Raw genomic sequence first — 16296 nt, forward strand, 5'->3', positions numbered from 1 at the left:
CGACGGACGCTGGCGCCGGTCCGACCGGACGCCGAAGGATGACGGGTCGCGGCAGACCCGGGAGAACAAGGGATGAGGCTCGTGACCGAGGACGAGGCGGGACGGCTCGACGACCAGCGGTTCGCGCAGTGGCTGGCGACCGAGGCCGGCAAGGCGCTCACCGCGCTGCGGGACCGGCAGGGCTTCGCCGACCCGAAGGCGCTCAAGGACGCCGGCGACCGCGCGTCGCACGAGCTGATGACGGCGGCGCTGGCCCGGCTGCGGCCGGCCGACGCGGTGCTCTCCGAGGAGGAGGCCGACGCGCGCCGCGCGTGGGCGGACGGCGAGCGCGCGCCCCGGCACGAGGCGGACCGGGTCTGGATCATCGACCCGCTGGACGGCACGCGCGAGTTCTCCGAGGAGGGCCGGGACGACTGGGCGGTGCACGTGGCGCTCTGGCAGCGCTCCGCCGCCCCGGACGGCGCCCTGGTCGCCGGCGCGGTGGGCATGCCGGCCCGGACCACCGTGGACGGTACGCCGCTCGTGCTCGGCACCACCTGCCCGCAGCCGAAGGCGTCCGACGGGCCGATCCGGATCGCGGTGAGCCGCAGCCGCCCGCCGGCGTTCGTCGGCGAGCTGGTCGAGATGCTCGGCGCCACCGCGGTGCCGATGGGCTCGGCCGGTGTGAAGGTCTGCGCGGTGGTGACCGGCGAGGTCGACGCGTACGTCCACGCGGGCGGTCAGTACGAGTGGGACAGTGCCGCACCGGTCGCCGTGGCGCTGGGCGCGGGCATGCACGCGTCCCGGATCGACGGTTCGCCGCTGCGCTACAACCGGGCCGACCCGCGGCTGCCCGATCTGCTGGTCTGCCGGCCCGAACTGGCCGACCAGCTGCTCGACGCGATCGCCCGGACCGGGGTCGAGATGCCCGCTTCGACCGTCACCGGTGACCAGGGTGAGGCGTTCGGCTGAGTGTCACGGTACGTACGGCCAGGTGGATGAGGGTTATCGTCGGGCAGGTATGCGTGGCGATCTGAGCCCCGACCACGGGCCGCCGACAGCCAGGGAGGGTCATGCCGGCCGACCGAGAGCCGCACAATGCCTTCGGGCAGCCGACCGGCCTGTGGCCGGGTCAGGACATTCCGCGCCAGGTGGGCGGCCCTTCGCTGCCCTGGCCGGAGGCCGAGAGCGCGCCACCGCCACCACCGGCCCGGCCGGGCGGTGACCTGCCCTGGCCCGAGCGTGACCGGCCCGACGCCGGTCACCACGACCGGCCCGGGCACGACCCGGCCGGCTGGGACGCCGCTCCCGGCACGACGAACGGCTGGCCCCACGGTGAGCCGCACGACGACGCCTGGGCCACTCAGGCCGGCCCGGCGGGTGAGGCGGGCTGGGGTGCGGGCACCACGGCGACCGCCACGCTGACCGGACCGCCCCCGGTGGACGTTCCGCACGGACCCGTTCCGCACGGACCGGCCACCGGCGGGCCGGGCCAGCCGCCCGCGCCGCCGCTCGCCCCGGTCCCCGTGCCGTCGTCCGGCGGCTCCCGTCGTCGCTGGCGGGTCGCCCTCGCGGCGGCACTGGTCCTGGCCGTGGCCGGCAGCGGGGTCGCGGTGGCCACGCTGCGACCCGACGCGGCGGAACGACAGGCCGGCGGGACGCCCGGCTCGGTCGGGCCGGCCACCTCGATGGGCCCGGGCACGCCCGGCACCCCGGGCCCGTCGCCGAGCGCCGACCAGGGTCTCGGCGGCAAGCCCTCGGCGCGTCCGTCGGCCTCCGCCGACGCCGGGCCGGCCTTCAGCGGTACGCGACTGACGCTGCCCGGCGCCTCGATCGGTGTGCAGAGCGGGGAGACGTTCGGCCAGGCGCTGGCCCGGTCCGACCAGACCTTCGGCAAGCTGCGGATGGCCCGGATCTTCTTCCCCGGCCTGCCGCCGGCGTGGTCCGGCAGCCGGGCCGACGTGGTGGACCGGACCGTCGTGGTGTCCTTCAAGGCGTCGCCGCAGGAGGTGAACACCGGCAAGTTCGACTCCCGTCTGACCTCCTGGTTCTCCTCGATCCCGCGCGAGCACAACGTCTACTGGTCGTACTTCCACGAGCCGGAGGACGACGTCGAGCGCGGCGCGTTCAGCACGACGGCGTACCGGACGGCGTGGAAGCGGATCGCCGGCCTGGCCGACCGGACCGGCAACCCCAAGCTGATCAACACGCTGATCCTGATGTGCTGGACGCTCGACTCGAAGTCCGGGCGCAGCTTCGACGCGTTCTACCCCGGCGGCGACGTGATCGAGGCGCTCGGCTGGGACTGCTACAACTGGGGCAAGAAGTGGAAGCGGTACGCCTCGCCGCAGGAGATCTACGGCCCCATGATCAGCAAGTCGAAGGCGCTGGGCAAGCCGTGGGGCGTCGCGGAGACCGGCAGTGACCTGGTGCCCGGTGACGGGGGCGCCGGCCGGGCGGCCTGGATCCGGTCGATGACCAGCTTCCTCAACGGCCAGCGGCCGGAGTTCGTGGCGTACTACAACCAGACCGTCAGCCAGGGCGACTTCCGGCTGCTCGACCAGCCGAGCATCCAGGCGTGGAAGTCCTTCTGCACGGCCTGATCGCAGCGGAACGGGAACGGGCGGGCGACCGAGGTCGCCCGCCCGTCTCGCGTACGGCTCAGATGCCCCGGCCGCGCTTGTGCAGCGTGCGCAGCACCCGGTCGGCCTGCACGGCCCGGCTCGCCACCGCCAGCGCCAGGTAGGCGCGCGGCTCCTTCGGGTTGCGGGCCAGCGTGCGCCGGGCCCAGCGGACCGCGTCGCGCCGGTTGCCCATCGCGGCCTGCGCGAAGGCGATCTGCCCGGCCACCCGCGCCTCGCCGTGCGGAACGGTGGCGAACTCCGGGTAGCGGCGCAGCAGCCACTGCAACGCGGTCGAGATGGTCTCCCAGCGCTGCGCGAAGTAGGACCGCTTGTGCCAGCGGACCAGCACGTACGGGCTCTCCACGTTCACCAGCGGGGCGTACCGGGCGGCGCGGAGCAGGAACTCGTAGTCCTCCGCGTAGCTGCCCGGGATCTGCTCGTCCACCAGCCCGATCGCGTCGAGCAGCGCGGCGCGGCGGATCAGGAACGTGGACGGGTGCAGCTCGGTGAGCCGGTCGCGCAGCAGCGCCTCCAGCGAGATCCGGGCCCGGTCCAGCGAACGGTCCACCGTACGGTCGTCGTAGCTGACCCGGATGCCGCAGCTCACCAGCGCACCGTCCGGGTGCGCGTCGAGCGCCCCGAACTGCGCGGCCAGCTTGCCGGGCAGCCACTCGTCGTCGTCGTCGCAGAACGCCACCCAGTCGCCGGTGGCCGCCTCGATGCCGGTGTTGCGCGCGCCGGCCAGCCCTGCGGTACGGGTATTCGTGATCACCCGGATCCGCCGGTCACCCCGGTCGGTCTCCAGCGACCGGTCCGGCTCGGACTGGTCGTAGACGACGATCGCCTCGATCAGGCCCGGGTGGGCCTGGCTGAGGATCGCGTCGAGCGCCGCACGCAGCAGCTCCGGACGGTCCCGCGTCGGTACGACGACCGAGATGCTCGGCCCACTCATGCTCTCTCCACGGACTCGTCGGATCCCCGCTGGCCCAGATAGCCGTAGCGGACCCGCAGGGGAAGCGTGGCCAGGCTGACCACGGCACGGCTGCGGCGCGGCAGGCGGTCCCGCCACGCCTCGTCCCGGCGCACCGTCAACGGCCCGCCGCTGAACCGCAGCGGGTTGCCGGCGACGCTGTGCGCACGGAACGGCGCGGCCGGCTCGGGCGCCGCGCCGGTGTCGCCGGCCCCGGCCAGGATGCGCAGCGCCGCCGGGTCGTCCGGCAGGCCGGCGAAGTCCCGCACCCGGCGTACGGTGCCGGCCGGGTCGGCGGTGAAGTCCTCGTAGCGCAGCCGCAGCACCTTCGCCCGGGACGCGAGCAGGTGGAACGCGGCGTTCTGCGCGGTCCACAGCTTGCTCACCTCGAACGGCGAGAAGGTCGGCATGAAGTCCTCGCCGTCGACCACCTCGGGGCGGCGCACCTGCTTGCCCCACGAGTACGCCACCGCCCGGCTGTCCCGGACCAGGTGCAGCACCCGCAGGTCGAGCCCTTCGGCCCAGCGCAGCGCGAAGGCGAGCGAGGCGTGCTTGCTGGAGTCCACCACGACCCGGGCGCCGGTCACCGACAGCGCGGCCCGGTAGATCCGGGTGTACAGGTCGGCGTAGCGGCGCACGTCGGCCAGCTGCTCCGGCGGGAGCGCGTCCTTGGCGAGCCGAGGGATGTGCCGGGTCCGGTCGACGCGGTCCTTGAGTGCCAGCACGTCGTCCCGGTCGACAGCGGCCCAGCCGCCGAACGCCTGGTCGCCGACCTGGCGCCAGAACGGGCAGGCGGTGAACCGCTCACCGCAGCCGCACCGCTCGTCGGCGCCGAGTGCCCGCTCCCACAGGTGCACCACCTCGCCGACGGCGCACACGTCGGCGCTCTGCGCCAGCAGCAGCTCCAGCAGCGTGGAGCCGCTGCGGCCGAGGCCGCCGACGAAGAGGACCCGCGGCGGCGCCGGATCCGGGGCGCTCATCCGCGACGCCCGACGGCTCGTTGTCGTACCCGGCGGGCCACCAGCTCGTCGATCACCGCGCCGACCCGGGCGACCGCCTCGGCGCGCGGGTCCGGGCGGTTCGGGTCGGCGGCCAGCACGAACCGGTTCGGGTCGGCCAGGCCCTCGTCGAGCGCGGCGAGCAGCTCGGCCTCGGACTCGCACAGCCGCACCATGCCGGCCGCGCCGAGACGGCGGGAGAACAGCTGCTGGTGGTTGTCGACGTGCTCGTCGTGCGACGGGTCGCGGGGCACCACGATCGGCAGGTGGCCGTTGCGGCGCGCCTCGGTGATGGTGGCCGGGCCGCCGTGGCTGACCACGAGCGTCGCCTCGGCCATCGCCCGCTGGAGTTCCTCGTGGCCGAGGAACGGGGTGGTCTCGGGCAGGGCCGGGGTGCGGCTGTGGCCGTACTGGAGGACCAGCCGGACCTCGGGCCGCGCCGCGTGCCAGCGTTCCAGCCAGCCGACCAGCCGGTCGAAGCGGTGCACGTCGGTGCCGACCACGACCAGCACGTACGGCGCCGCGGCACGCCGGTCCCGTTGCTGCGGAATGTGCGCCATCAGAGGAGGTTCCCCACGACGGTGGCCTCCGGGTACATCCGGCGCTGCTCGTCCCACTGCACGAGCATCGCGGAGAGGAAGGGACGGCAGAGCCGGGCGGTGAGCGTCGCGCTGTCGATCCGGTCGTACACCTCGATGTAGACCGTCGGGATCTTGCGCATGCGGGCCGCCACCACGAACGGCAGGGCGACCCCGGCGCCAGTGGTGACCACCGCGTCGACCTGACGCCGGCGGATCACCTTCAGCGCGAGGAACGCGTTGCGTACCAGGTTCTTGACGTTGCGTGTGGTGGGGTGGTGCGCCCAGACCACGTCCTCACCGGCGAGCAGCGAGCGCGCGTCGGGGGTGTCGAACGTTACCCATGCGCGGCGCCGATCCCGGTACCACGGTTCCAGGGCCAGGAGCTGGGCCAGGTGCCCGCCACTGGAACCCACCAGCAGGACCTGCCCCGAGTCCTCGGTTGACCCGCTCACCACAGACTTCCTCCCGTACGCGGATGACGCGTCCGGATTTTTGTGAAAGCCCCTCGGACGCGTCCTGACAACCTACTGGCGCGCCCCTGGGCAACTGAAGGGGCCATTGGACGGATCCTGACGCGCCGGTCGGCTCACCTCTTGATTCCCGTCACTGGGATGCCCACCCGCCGGCCACCGTCCAGGTCAGCCCGGTTCGCCGCGCGCCGCCGGGGCGGGCCACCGGAAGAAAGTGAGATGTGTCAGGATTCCGTCACCGCTCCGCACGAGAGCCGTCGGCGACGCCGGCTTATCCGGGGACAGGTCGGGCCCGACACCGGGAAACCCGCCGAATGGTCAGCGCCGATCGGCCATTTCTACGCGGGCTGCCCACACCCGGGCAGGCTTACCGGAACGTGAGCAGACTTTCCCTCGTCGTTCGGATCGGGGACACTCAAGGCCACGGTCAGGTCCAGCTGTGCCGTGGACTGCCCGGCTCGGTCGAAAGGGAGCGACAGACTCTGATGCCCTCACCCCATTTGGCCGAGAGCGACGCCGACGGTCTTGCCCTGATGGCCTACCTGGGCTGGCTGCGCCGCCGCTGGTGGATCCTGCTGCTCGCCGCGGCCCTCGGCCTGGGCGGTGGGCTGGCATTGAGCCAGATCCAGGAGGCGCGCTACACCTCGACCACGTCGCTGCTGGTGCGTCCGCTCGGCTCGGGCGCGGAGAGCAACCCCAACACCAAGGTCAACCTCGACACCGAGGCCCAGGTGGTCCGTTCCCTGGTCGTGGCCGAGCGGGCCAAGGCGCTGATGAAGGTCGACACCGGGGCCGACCAGCTCGTCAAGTCGGTGACCGTCAAGGTGCCGCCGAACAGCCAGATCCTCCAGGTCGTCTACGAGGCGAACAGCCCCGAGGGCGCCCAGTCGGGCTCGCACGCGTTCGCCCAGGCGTACCTGGACCTGCGCAAGGCCACCGCGCAGAAGACGCTGGAGAACGAGACCAACGCGCTCAAGCAGCAGATCGCCGAACTGAACAAGCAGCTCAGCGCCGTCGCCGGGCGGATCGCGGCGGCGCCGTCGAACTCGCCCGAGCGGGAGCGGGCCGAGGCCGAGCGGAGCGTCCTGACCAACCAGATCACCGGCCTGAACAACCGGCTCAGCCCGCTGGTGTCGGCCGGCTCCGACCCGGGCGAGATCATCTCCGACGCCCGGCTGCCCGAGTCGCCCAGCTCGCCGAACCGCACGCTCAACCTCGCCAGCGGCATGGGCGCGGGCCTGCTGCTCGGCATCGTGCTGGCGCTCGTGCTGGACCGGCTCGACACCCGGATCCGGCGTGGTCGTGACATCTCCGACCGGGTCGGCCTGCCGCTGCTCGTTGAGCTGCCGGTCCGCACGCCCTCGCTGTCCGTCCTGCCGGCCACCCACCGGGTCTCCCGCGAGCTGGGTCGGCTGCGCAACGTGCTGCTGTCCGCCGTGCCCGAGCCGGCACAGGGCGGACGCGGCCGCCAGCTGCTGCTCTGCGACGCCTCGGCCGGCTCCGCCGCCGGGTTCGTCGCCGCCAACCTCGCCGCCGCGTACGCCCGTACCGGCCAGCAGGTCGCGCTGATCACCACCAAGCCCGACTCGACGGTGGGCGCCATCACCGGCGTGGCCGAGGGGCGGCACAACCTGGCGTCGGTGCTGCGCCGCGACGTACCCCCGCTCAAGGCGCTCGCGCCGGTGCCGGGGCTGGGCCAGCTCCGGGTGCTGGTGCCGGGCGACCTGGACGCGGAGGTCGAACTGCCGGTCGCCGGTCTGCTGGAGATCATGCACGAGCTGTCCGCGCGCTTCGACCACGTGATCATCGAGACCGCGCAGCCCACGTTCGCCGTCGAGGCCCAGGCCCTGGGCCGGTACGTCGACGCCGTGATCATGGTGGCCGAGGCGGGCAAGACCCGCAGCGGCGAGATCACCGCCGCCCTGCAGCAGTTCGAGCAGGTGAACGCGCCGGTGATCGGTGCCGTGCTGGCTCCGCGCCTGCCCGTCCCGGCGGCCGGCGCCGCCCGGCCGGCGTCCTCGGGCGGTTCGGGCACGTCGGGCGCGCCGAGCACCCCGGTGGCACCGGCAAACCGGCCCAAGCCCCGGCCGAGCCCCGGCCCGTCCGCCGAGTCGACGATGGTGCTGCCGCGCATGCAGTCGTCCCGCCCCGCCCCGGCGAAGCCGGCACCGGGCAAGGCCACCCCGCCGCCGAACCCGGGCAACCAGGGCATGCCGGGTAAGCCGGTGCCGCTCAACGGCACCGGTGGTACGTACCGCTCCCGGGGTGACGGCGACGGCCGCAGCTACGCGCTCGACTCCGGCGAGGACCTGGGGTGAACCGCCGGCAGATGCTCCGCGCCGCCATCGCCCCCGCCGTCGTCCTCGGCGTCGGGGCCGGGTGCAGCGAGCCCGAGCCCAAGCCGGGCAAGGTCCAGGTGGTGGACCCGGGCGACGTCACCGCCTCGCCGTCGTCGGCCAGTGCCTCGCCGACCCTGCCCACCGGCCCGCTGACCGGCGCGCCGGTGAGCGCCCCGGCCGCCGCCACCCGCCAGGCGGTCGCGGTGCCGCTGCGGGTGAGCCCCGCGACCACCCCGGCCGGCCTGGACGCCGCCGACCTGGTCTACGCCGAATTCGCCGAGTCCGACACGCTGCACCTGACCGCCGTGTTCCACTCCAAGGACGCCACCAAGATCGGTCCGGTCACCGAGATCCGGCCGGTCGACATCCGGTCGCTCGCGGTGCTGCGCCCGTTCGTCGGCTACGACGGCGGCCCCACCGGCTTCCTCACCCAGTTCGAGAACTCCGACCTCGACGGCGTGACGCCCGACGACGACAGCAAGGCCTTCTCCGGCGACTACACGTCGACCGCCGCGCTGCTCAAGGCCGCCCCGAAGGGCGGCCAGCCGCCCACCCCGCCGATCGACCACGCCGGAGAGGGCGACGCGCTCGCCGCCCGCGACCTCGCGCCCGCCACCGAACTCACCGTCACCGTCTCCGGCGGCCCGCCGATGGTCTGGCGGTACGACCAGGCGAAGTCCGTCTGGGTCGGCAAGGTCGGCAAGGTCACCGTGACCGCCGCCTCCGTCATCGTGCTGACGATGGAGTACCGCACGCTGGACGTCCGCAACCCGTCTCCGCGCTCGCTGCCCTCGGCGAACGTCTTCGGTGAGGGCGCGGTGCTGGCGGTGTCCGGGCCGAACAGCGCGAAGGGCCGGTGGCGCAAGCCCGGCCTGGGCATGGTCTGCACGCTCGCCGACACCGGCGGCGATCTCCTGCACCCCCAGCCCGGCAACGCGTGGGTGATCTACGCGCCGACCACCGCCAAGGTCACCGTGAAATGAGCACCGCCACCCCGCCCCGCACCGCGCGCGGGACGGTTCCGGTCGGGGCGGTGTCGCCGCCGGACGGGAACCGCCTGCGGCCGGTGACGGTACGGCCGGAGAGCTGGTCGTGGCGGCTGCCGACGGCATGGCCGCTGATCTCGGTCTTCCTGCTGTACCCGCTGTGGTGGGTGCTCGGCGTGTCGAGCTTCGTCTTCGTCATCTTCGCGGTGCCGATGGTGGTGCAGATGCGCAAGCGGGGCCCGATCCGGGTGCCGCCCGGCTTCGGGATCTGGATGGTCCTGCTGCTCTGGGTGTTCCTGTCCGTGCTCACCCTCGACCTCACCGCGCCGAACACGCTGCCCCCCGGTGGCAGCGGCAAGTACATCGGCTGGGGCATCCGGCTCGCCAACTACGTCGCCATGACGGTGACCATGCTCTACGTCTACAACCTGCGGGAGCGGGAGCTGTCCCAGCGCCGGATGGTCCGCCTGTTCGGGTTCATGGGCGTGGTCGTGGTGCTCGGCGGCTGGATCGGCTCGCTGTACCCGAACCTCACGTTCGTCGCGCCGCTGCGATTCGTCCTGCCCCAGTCGATCGCCGGTCACCCGTACGTCACCTCGCTCATGGAGATCAAGTTCGCCCAGGTGCAGCAGGTGATCGAGGGGGAGGCCAGCTCGCCCCGCCCGTCCGCGCCGTTCACCTACACGAACTCGTGGGGCCAGAACACCGCCATCCTGCTGGTCTGGCTGATCGTCGGCTGGGTCGTGCTGGGCAAGCCGATGCGCCGTACCGCGGGCGTGGCGATCGCCCTGGCGGCGATCTTCCCGATCGTCTACTCGCTGAACCGGGGCCTCTGGATCGGTCTCGGCATCGCCGCCGCGTACGTCGCGCTGCGGCTGGCGCTGCGCGGCCGGATGGTGGTGCTCGGCGGGCTCGCCCTGGCGGTCGGGCTGATCGGGGTGCTGATCGTCGCCACACCGCTCGGCCGCACCTTCGACGAACGCCTCCAGAACGGGCACAGCGACGACATCCGGACCACCCTGTCCCAGGGCGCTGTCGCCGCGGCAAACCATTCGCCGATCCTCGGGTACGGCGGCAACCGGGCGCTGATCGGCAGCAACCGGTCCATCGCCATCGGCAAGTCCGAGGACTGCAAGCAGTGCGGCAACCGGGAACTCGGCAGCAACGGCCAGGTCTGGGCGCTGCTCGTCGGGCAGGGCTGGGTCGGGGCGATCTGCTACAACGCCTTCTTCATCTACTGCATCTGGCGCTACCGCCGCGACCACAGCGCGATCGGTATCGCCGGCACGCTCGTGCTCATCCTCATGCTCTTCTTCCAGTTCACCTACGGTGCGATGGAAGCGACACTCGCCTACGCCCTGATCACTGTCGCCCTGCTGGCCCGCAACGACCGGATACGCCGGTCGCTCGCGCCGGCGCCACCCCAGGGCACGATCGCCGGGCTACGGGCCCGACTGGAAAAGACCGGTGACAGCTGATGGTGTTCCGCGTACCCCCGGACGGCGACGGCCGCGCCGCGTACCTCGGTGAACTGGCCGGGCTGATCTGGCCCGCGCCGGCCGAGCCCAGCCTGCGCCGCGGCGGCGCCGGCTGGGTGGTGGTGCCCTCGGCGTCCCGCCCCCGGCTGCTCGTGCCGACCGGCTCGGGCCGGGCGGCGGCGAGCGCGGTCCGGCACTCCACCGAGGCGGTCGGCCGCAAGGCCAAGCTGGTCCGGCAGGGGCTGTCCACCGCGTTCCGGCTCGGGCTGGGCCCGCTCGTGTTCCGCGACCGGCTGGTGGTCGACGGCGGCGGGCTGGACGCGTACCTGACCGAGGTGCTCGGCGAGCCGGCGCTGGTGAGCCTGCACATCGGGCCGGCCCGGGCGAACCGCAAGCCGGTGCTGCAACTGCTCGCCCCGGACGGCCGGGCCCTCGGGTACGCCAAGCTCGGCGTCGACCCGCTGACCCGCGCGCTGGTGCACGCCGAGGCGGACGCGCTGCGCCGCCTCGCCGAGGTGCCGCTCGGCTCGGTGGTGCTGGCCGGGGTACGCCACCACGGCGACTGGCACGGCCACGCGCTGCTGGTGCAGGAGGCGCTGCCGGTGCGGCTGCCCCGGGCCACCCCGGCCGCCGCGGAGGCGGCCGAACGCGACGCGATGGTGGCGGTCGCTGGCTGTCTCGGCGTACGCCGGCAGTCGTGGGCGGCAAGCGGGCACGCGACCCGGCTCACCGCCGCGGTGGACGCGCTCGGGCCCCGGCCGGAGGCCGGGCGGCTGCGCGCGGCGCTGAAGTCCGTCGCGGACGCCGACCCGATGGTGGCCTTCGGCGCCTGGCACGGGGACTGGAACGGCGGCAACAGCGCGGTACTCGCCGACGGCCGGGTGCTGGTCTGGGACTGGGAACGGTTCGAGGCGGACGTGCCGGCCGGGTACGACGCGCTGCACCTCGCGGTGCAGGGCGCGATGAGCCACGACGGGGTGGAACCGGTCGAGGCGGCCCGCACGCTGATCACCGGCGCCGAGGCCACCCTGGCGCCGTTCGACCAGACCGGTGGGGGCGCCGATCTGGTCGCCGTGCTCTACCTGGTGGAGCTGGCGGCGCGCTACCTGCGGGACCGGCAGGCGGAGGCGGGTGCGCGACTGGGGCACGTCGACACCTGGCTGCTGCCCGCCGTCGAGGAACACCTGGCCCGCCGGGCCGGGTGAGAGTGAGGAGTGGGGACGTGACGCTGGCCAAGGAGCAGGCGCTCCGCGCGGTGAAGTCGGTGAGCCGGACGGTCGGCCGGCTGACCGCCGGTTCGCGGATGGTGCCGGGATTCCTGATCGTGGGGGCGCAGCGCTGCGGCACCACCTCGCTGTTCAAGACGCTGTCGCAGCATCCCGGTGTGCTGCCACCCGCGTACCACAAGGGCGTGCACTACTTCGACATGGACTACCACCGGGGGATGAGCTGGTACCTCGGGCACTTCCCCACCACCGGCAAGGCCGAGGCGGTGAAGGCCCAGATCGGGGTACGCGGGATCACCGGCGAGTCCAGCCCGTACTACATGTTCCACCCGCTGGCCGGGCAGCGCATCGCCCGGGACCTGCCCTCGGTGAAGCTGCTGGTGCTGCTGCGTGACCCGGTGGAGCGCGCCTACTCGGCGCACTCGCACGAGCTGGCCCGGGGCTACGAGACCGAGACGGACTTCGAGCGGGCGCTCGCGCTGGAGGAGTCCCGTACGGCGGGCGAGCGGGAGCGGATGATCAGCTCCGCGTCGTACGCCAGCGAGCACCTCCAGCACAACGCGTACCTGGCCCGGGGCCGCTACATCGAGCAGCTGGAGCGCCTGGAGGCGCTGGTCGGCCGGGACCGCATGCACGTCATCGACAGCGACGACTTCTTCGCCGACCCGCGTCCCTCCTTCGACGCGGTGTGCGACTTCCTCGGGCTGCCCCGCTGGACGGACATCGCGTTCGGCAAGCACAACTCCCGGTCCCGTTCGCCCATGTCGGCGGAGCTGCGGACCCGGCTGGAGGACCACTTCGCGCCGTACGACGAGCGGCTGGCGACGTGGTGGGGACGCGTGCCGTCGTGGCGGCGGTGACGCGGGCGGACGCCGGCGGCACCCCGACGCTCACCGCACCGCCCCCCGGGCCGGGCGCAGGGCTGGGCGGCGCGGCCCGGCAGGGCTTCGCCAACCTGGTCGGCGTCGGGCTGGCCGCGGTCGCCGGCTTCGGGCTGAACATCGTCATCGCCCGCGGCTGGTCGGTCCGCGAGGCGGGCATGTTCTTCGCCGCCACCAGCGCGTTCATGATCGCCGCGTCGGCGGCCCGGCTCGGCACCGACGTCGGCACCGTCTACTTCGTCAGCCGCCAGCGCACGCTCGACCGCCGCGACCAGATCCGGGGCACCATCCTGGTCGGGTTGCTGCCGGTGCTCGTGGTCGGCACGCTGCTCGGGCTGGCCGGCTGGCTGGCCGCGCCGGCCCTGGCCCGGGCCACCATGCCGGAGGCCGGGCCGGAGGCGGTGACCGCGCTGCGCATCCTGCTGGCGTTCGTGCCGCTGGCCGCGCTCAACGACTACGCGCTCGCCGCCTGCCGCGGCTTCGGCCAGATGCGCCCGCTGCTGACTGTGGAGCGGCTCGGCCGCACGCTGGTGCAGTTCCTGGGTGTGGCGGTGGCCGCCTGGCTCGGCATGTCCGCCACCGTCGCGCTGCCGCTGGCCTGGGTGGTGCCGTACCTGATCGCCGCGGTGGTCGCGCTGTTCTGGCTGAGCCGGCTGGTCGGCCGGGCCGGGCGGCAGGTGACCCGGCCGGTGCCGGCGCGCGAGGTGGCCGGGCCGTTCTGGCGGTTCACCGGTCCCCGCGCGATCAGCAGCCTGGCCGCGATCGTGGTGCAGCGGCTGGACATCGTGCTGCTCAGCGCGCTGCGCGGGCCGGCGGACGCGGCGGTCTACACGGCCGCGACCCGGTTCCTGGCGCTGGGTCAGCTCTCCAGCGTCGCGCTGTCCAGCTCGGTGCAGCACCGGCTGGCCGCCGCGTTCGCCCGCGACGACCGGGCCGAGGCGCGCCAGCTCTACCAGGCCGCCACCGGCTGGCTCGTGCTGCTCTCCTGGCCCGCGTACCTGATCTTCGCGGCGTTCGCCACGCCGATGCTGGCGCTGTTCGGATCGGGGTACGGCGACGGCCGCCGGGTCGTGGTGCTGCTGGCGCTGACCATGCTGCTGGCCACCGGCTGCGGCATGGTCGACATGGTGCTCAACATGGCCGGGCGCACCGCGTGGACGTTCTACAACGCGATGACCGGCACCGTGCTCAACGTGGTCGGCAACCTGGTGCTCATCCCGCGGTACGGCATCCTCGGCGCGGCCCTGGCCTGGACCGTCTCGATCCTGGTCACCAACCTGGTGCCGCTGACCCAGCTCTGGTGGTCGATGCGGCTGCACCCGTTCGGCGCCGGTACCCGGGCCGCGATGGCGCTGGCGGTGGTCACGCTGGGCCTGCCGCTGGGCGTGGCGACGCTGCTCGGCGCCGGTTCGCTCGTGCTCGCGCTGGTGACTGTCGCCGGGCTGGTCGCGTACGCGGCGGGTGTCTGGCGCTGGCGGCGCACCCTGCACCTCGACGCGCTGCGCGCCCTGCGCCGTGGCCGTAACCGGGCCGGGGCGGACCCGGCCGCCCAGTCCTGACCGATCCTGCGCACCGATGGGACCTTCGATGACAAGCGACTCCCCCGCCCCGCACTCCGGCCTGTCCACCGTGAAGGCCGCGAAGCTCGCCGCGGTCGGTCTGCTGGCGGACCGCAAGGAACGCCGCGAGCTGGAACGGCCGGTCGAGGGGGGCGGCCGCCGGCTCACCCTGAAGGTGGAGCGTCCGATCTTCATCCTGGGCGCCCCGCGCTCCGGCACCACGTTCCTCGGCAGTTGCGTCGGCGCGCTGCCGGACGTGTCGTACCACTTCGAACCGCGCCTGACCAAGGCCGTCGCCCGCTGTGTCTACGAGGGAAGCTGGACGCCGCAGCGGGCCGCCCGCTACTTCCGCGGCTACTACGGCGCGCTGCTCGCCGCGTCCGGGCACGGCGGGCTGCGGTTCGCCGAGAAGGACCCGGAGAACTGCTTCATCGTGCCGTTCCTGACCGAGGTCTTCCCGGACGCGGTCTTCCTGCACGTCTACCGGGACGGGCGGGACGTGGCGGTGTCGCACGCCGAGCAGCCCTGGCTGAACGCCGCGTCCACCGGTACCGGCCGCAGCGGCCGGGGCGGTACGCCGTGGGGCGCCGCGCCCCGGTTCTGGGTGGAGCCGGAGCGGCGCGAGGAGTTCACGCAGGTCTCCGACCTGGGCCGGTCGGCCTGGATGTGGCGGCGGTTCACCAGCAGCGCGCTGACCCAGCTCGCCGAGCTGCCCGCGGAGCGGGTGCGGCACCTGCGGTACGAGGACATCGTCACCCGCCCGGCCGAGGCGGCTGAGATCGTGGCCGACTTCCTGGAGGTCGGTGACCCGGCCGGACGGGAGGCGCTGCACGCCCGCTTCGCCAAGGCGCGGCCGGGTTCGGTGGGCCGGTGGCGGCAGCGACTGACCGAAAAGGATCTGGCCGACGTGATGGCTCAGGCCGGGCCGCTGCTGACGCGACTCGGCTACCCCGCCTGAGCGCCGCGTCACAGGTAGAGTGCCAGGGGTCGCCCGCCCGGCCCGGCGTGCCTCTCCGCCCACGCGGATCCGTCAGGGCCCCCATACCGTGGCCGGCGACCGTCCTGGGGAGAGGTTGCGGTGGTACGACGGTTACGACTGACGATGGCTGCCGTGCTGGGCCTGGCCTTCCTGGCCCCGGCCGTGGCGGCCTGTGACACCGGCTCGGAGCGATCCGACGAGACGACGACGGCATCGGCGCCGCCCCCGCCGACTGTGACACCGCGGACCGCTCCGGTCCGCACCACCGGGTGGGGGCCGGAGCCGCCGGAGAAGGGGGCCTGGCTCGGCACCTGGGTCAAGCCGCAGTACCACAACGCCAGCGGGCGGGCCGCCGCGTTCGACGCGTTCAACCAGGCGGCCGGCGGCAAGCTCACCATCGCGCACATGTTCCACGAGTGGAACGAGCCGTTCCCGAGCGCCACCGAGAAGTTGTTCCAGTCCCGGGGCAAGCTCCAGATGATCTCGTGGCAGGGCACCGACACCCGGTCCACCGTCAGCGGCGTCTACGACGCGCTGATCCGGGAACGCGCGAAGGACGTCAAGGAGTTCGGCGTTCCGGTGCTGCTGCGCTACCGGTGGGAGATGGACCGGCCGAACCTGGCCGCCAGCATGCACTCGCCGGAGGACTACGTCGCCGCCTGGAAGCACGTCCGCGGCATCTTCACCGAGATGGGCGTCACCAACGCCGGGTGGGTGTGGTGCCCGCACGCGGACGGGTTCGCCGAGCCGCAGCGCCGGGCCGCCGCCTACTACCCGGGCGACGACCAGGTCGACTGGCTCTGCGCGGACGTCTATCCCAGTCCGGAGTGGAACAGCTTCTCCAACCGGATGGACCACTTCATGGCGTTCGCCAAGAAGCACCCGCGACCGGTCATCATCGGCGAGTACGGCCTGACCCAGGACGGGCGGCCGGGCCAGCGGGCCGAATGGATGCGCGAGGTCGGGCCGTACCTGAAGAAGCACCCGCAGATCAAGGCGGCGGTCTACTTCGCGGCCCGGCAGACGGAGAAGCCCATCTACGACAGCACGTTCGGCAACGACCCGGAGAGCGAGCAGGTCTTCCGGGAGATGGCGACCGATCCGTACTTCCAGCCACCGATGCCCGACCTGAGCGTTTCCTCAGGAACACCCTCCGTGTCCGGGGACTGATCGTCGCTCGTCTTTTCGTGTGACCCGGGCCCTTTCCTCGGCCAAAAAGGCCGAAC

14 protein-coding genes are annotated in these 16296 nt (G+C 73.3%); 10 read left to right on the forward strand and 4 right to left on the reverse strand.

The window, feature by feature from the left end:
* The first annotated feature begins 72 nt into the window (after positions 1 to 72).
* Both CLT75_RS23510 and CLT75_RS23515 read left to right on the forward strand, forming a co-directional pair.
* Entirely contained in the window at positions 73 to 951 is an 879-nt protein-coding gene (locus tag CLT75_RS23510; RefSeq protein WP_135242497.1) for a 3'(2'),5'-bisphosphate nucleotidase CysQ, read from the forward strand.
* A gap of 101 nt (positions 952 to 1052) precedes the next feature.
* Positions 1053 to 2582, forward strand: coding sequence for a glycoside hydrolase family 26 protein (locus CLT75_RS23515; protein ID WP_135242498.1), 1530 nt, complete (start codon positions 1053 to 1055; stop codon positions 2580 to 2582).
* Positions 2583 to 2640: 58 nt separating this feature from the next.
* On the opposite strand, the gene CLT75_RS23520 is transcribed toward CLT75_RS23515, so the two are convergent.
* The 4 genes from CLT75_RS23520 to CLT75_RS23535 are packed head-to-tail and all read right to left on the reverse strand — an operon-like array spanning position 2641 to position 5607.
* Positions 2641 to 3555, reverse strand: a complete 915-nt coding sequence (locus CLT75_RS23520; RefSeq protein WP_013289266.1) for a glycosyltransferase family 2 protein — start codon at positions 3553 to 3555, stop codon at positions 2641 to 2643.
* Positions 3552 to 4553 (reverse strand): sulfotransferase family protein, encoded by a 1002-nt coding sequence (locus CLT75_RS23525; protein ID WP_135242499.1) that lies wholly within the window; start codon positions 4551 to 4553, stop codon positions 3552 to 3554. The genes CLT75_RS23520 and CLT75_RS23525 overlap by 4 nt, the downstream gene beginning before the upstream one ends.
* On the reverse strand, positions 4550 to 5131 hold the full coding sequence (locus CLT75_RS23530) for a glycosyltransferase (RefSeq protein WP_135242500.1): 582 nt from the start codon (positions 5129 to 5131) through the stop codon (positions 4550 to 4552). The genes CLT75_RS23525 and CLT75_RS23530 overlap by 4 nt, the downstream gene beginning before the upstream one ends.
* Entirely contained in the window at positions 5131 to 5607 is a 477-nt protein-coding gene (locus tag CLT75_RS23535; RefSeq protein ID WP_013289269.1) for a glycosyltransferase family 28 protein, read from the reverse strand. The genes CLT75_RS23530 and CLT75_RS23535 overlap by 1 nt, the downstream gene beginning before the upstream one ends.
* Positions 5608 to 6107: 500 nt before the next feature.
* Between CLT75_RS23535 and CLT75_RS23540 the strand changes: the two genes are divergently transcribed.
* From CLT75_RS23540 to CLT75_RS23575, 8 genes are all read left to right on the forward strand, one after another.
* Positions 6108 to 7940, forward strand: coding sequence for a Wzz/FepE/Etk N-terminal domain-containing protein (locus tag CLT75_RS23540; protein ID WP_135242501.1), 1833 nt, complete (start codon positions 6108 to 6110; stop codon positions 7938 to 7940).
* Positions 7937 to 8944 carry a DUF3048 C-terminal domain-containing protein gene (locus CLT75_RS23545; protein ID WP_135242502.1) on the forward strand — a complete coding sequence of 336 codons (1008 nt, stop codon included), beginning with the start codon at positions 7937 to 7939 and terminating at the stop codon, positions 8942 to 8944. The genes CLT75_RS23540 and CLT75_RS23545 overlap by 4 nt, the downstream gene beginning before the upstream one ends.
* Positions 8941 to 10425 (forward strand): O-antigen ligase family protein, encoded by a 1485-nt coding sequence (locus CLT75_RS23550; RefSeq protein WP_135242503.1) that lies wholly within the window; start codon positions 8941 to 8943, stop codon positions 10423 to 10425. Before CLT75_RS23545 ends, CLT75_RS23550 begins: the two co-directional genes overlap by 4 nt.
* Positions 10425 to 11630 carry a hypothetical protein gene (locus CLT75_RS23555; RefSeq protein WP_135242504.1) on the forward strand — a complete coding sequence of 402 codons (1206 nt, stop codon included), beginning with the start codon at positions 10425 to 10427 and terminating at the stop codon, positions 11628 to 11630. The genes CLT75_RS23550 and CLT75_RS23555 overlap by 1 nt, the downstream gene beginning before the upstream one ends.
* Positions 11631 to 11647: 17 nt before the next feature.
* On the forward strand, positions 11648 to 12511 hold the full coding sequence (locus CLT75_RS23560) for a sulfotransferase domain-containing protein (RefSeq protein ID WP_135242505.1): 864 nt from the start codon (positions 11648 to 11650) through the stop codon (positions 12509 to 12511).
* Entirely contained in the window at positions 12478 to 14091 is a 1614-nt protein-coding gene (locus CLT75_RS23565; RefSeq protein WP_135242506.1) for an oligosaccharide flippase family protein, read from the forward strand. Before CLT75_RS23560 ends, CLT75_RS23565 begins: the two co-directional genes overlap by 34 nt.
* A gap of 28 nt (positions 14092 to 14119) precedes the next feature.
* Positions 14120 to 15049 carry a sulfotransferase family protein gene (locus tag CLT75_RS23570; protein ID WP_135242507.1) on the forward strand — a complete coding sequence of 310 codons (930 nt, stop codon included), beginning with the start codon at positions 14120 to 14122 and terminating at the stop codon, positions 15047 to 15049.
* Between the two features lie 144 nt (positions 15050 to 15193).
* Complete coding sequence (locus CLT75_RS23575) at positions 15194 to 16240, forward strand: glycosyl hydrolase (protein ID WP_135242508.1); 1047 nt, start codon at positions 15194 to 15196, stop codon at positions 16238 to 16240.
* The last annotated feature ends 56 nt before the right edge of the window (positions 16241 to 16296 follow it).

The organism is Micromonospora sp. CNZ285 (genome assembly GCF_004637285.1).

Bases quoted from the DNA above. Each gene is read 5' to 3' on its own strand.
- CLT75_RS23510 (WP_135242497.1), top strand. From the start codon at position 73: ATGAGGCTCGTGACCGAGGACGAGGCGGGACGGCTCGACGACCAGCGG.
- CLT75_RS23515 (WP_135242498.1), top strand. From the start codon at position 1,053: ATGCCGGCCGACCGAGAGCCGCACAATGCCTTCGGGCAGCCGACCGGC.
- CLT75_RS23520 (WP_013289266.1), bottom strand. From the start codon at position 3,555: ATGAGTGGGCCGAGCATCTCGGTCGTCGTACCGACGCGGGACCGTCCG.
- CLT75_RS23525 (WP_135242499.1), bottom strand. From the start codon at position 4,553: ATGAGCGCCCCGGATCCGGCGCCGCCGCGGGTCCTCTTCGTCGGCGGC.
- CLT75_RS23530 (WP_135242500.1), bottom strand. From the start codon at position 5,131: ATGGCGCACATTCCGCAGCAACGGGACCGGCGTGCCGCGGCGCCGTAC.
- CLT75_RS23540 (WP_135242501.1), top strand. From the start codon at position 6,108: ATGCCCTCACCCCATTTGGCCGAGAGCGACGCCGACGGTCTTGCCCTG.
- CLT75_RS23550 (WP_135242503.1), top strand. From the start codon at position 8,941: ATGAGCACCGCCACCCCGCCCCGCACCGCGCGCGGGACGGTTCCGGTC.
- CLT75_RS23555 (WP_135242504.1), top strand. From the start codon at position 10,425: ATGGTGTTCCGCGTACCCCCGGACGGCGACGGCCGCGCCGCGTACCTC.
- CLT75_RS23570 (WP_135242507.1), top strand. From the start codon at position 14,120: ATGACAAGCGACTCCCCCGCCCCGCACTCCGGCCTGTCCACCGTGAAG.
- CLT75_RS23575 (WP_135242508.1), top strand. From the start codon at position 15,194: ATGGCTGCCGTGCTGGGCCTGGCCTTCCTGGCCCCGGCCGTGGCGGCC.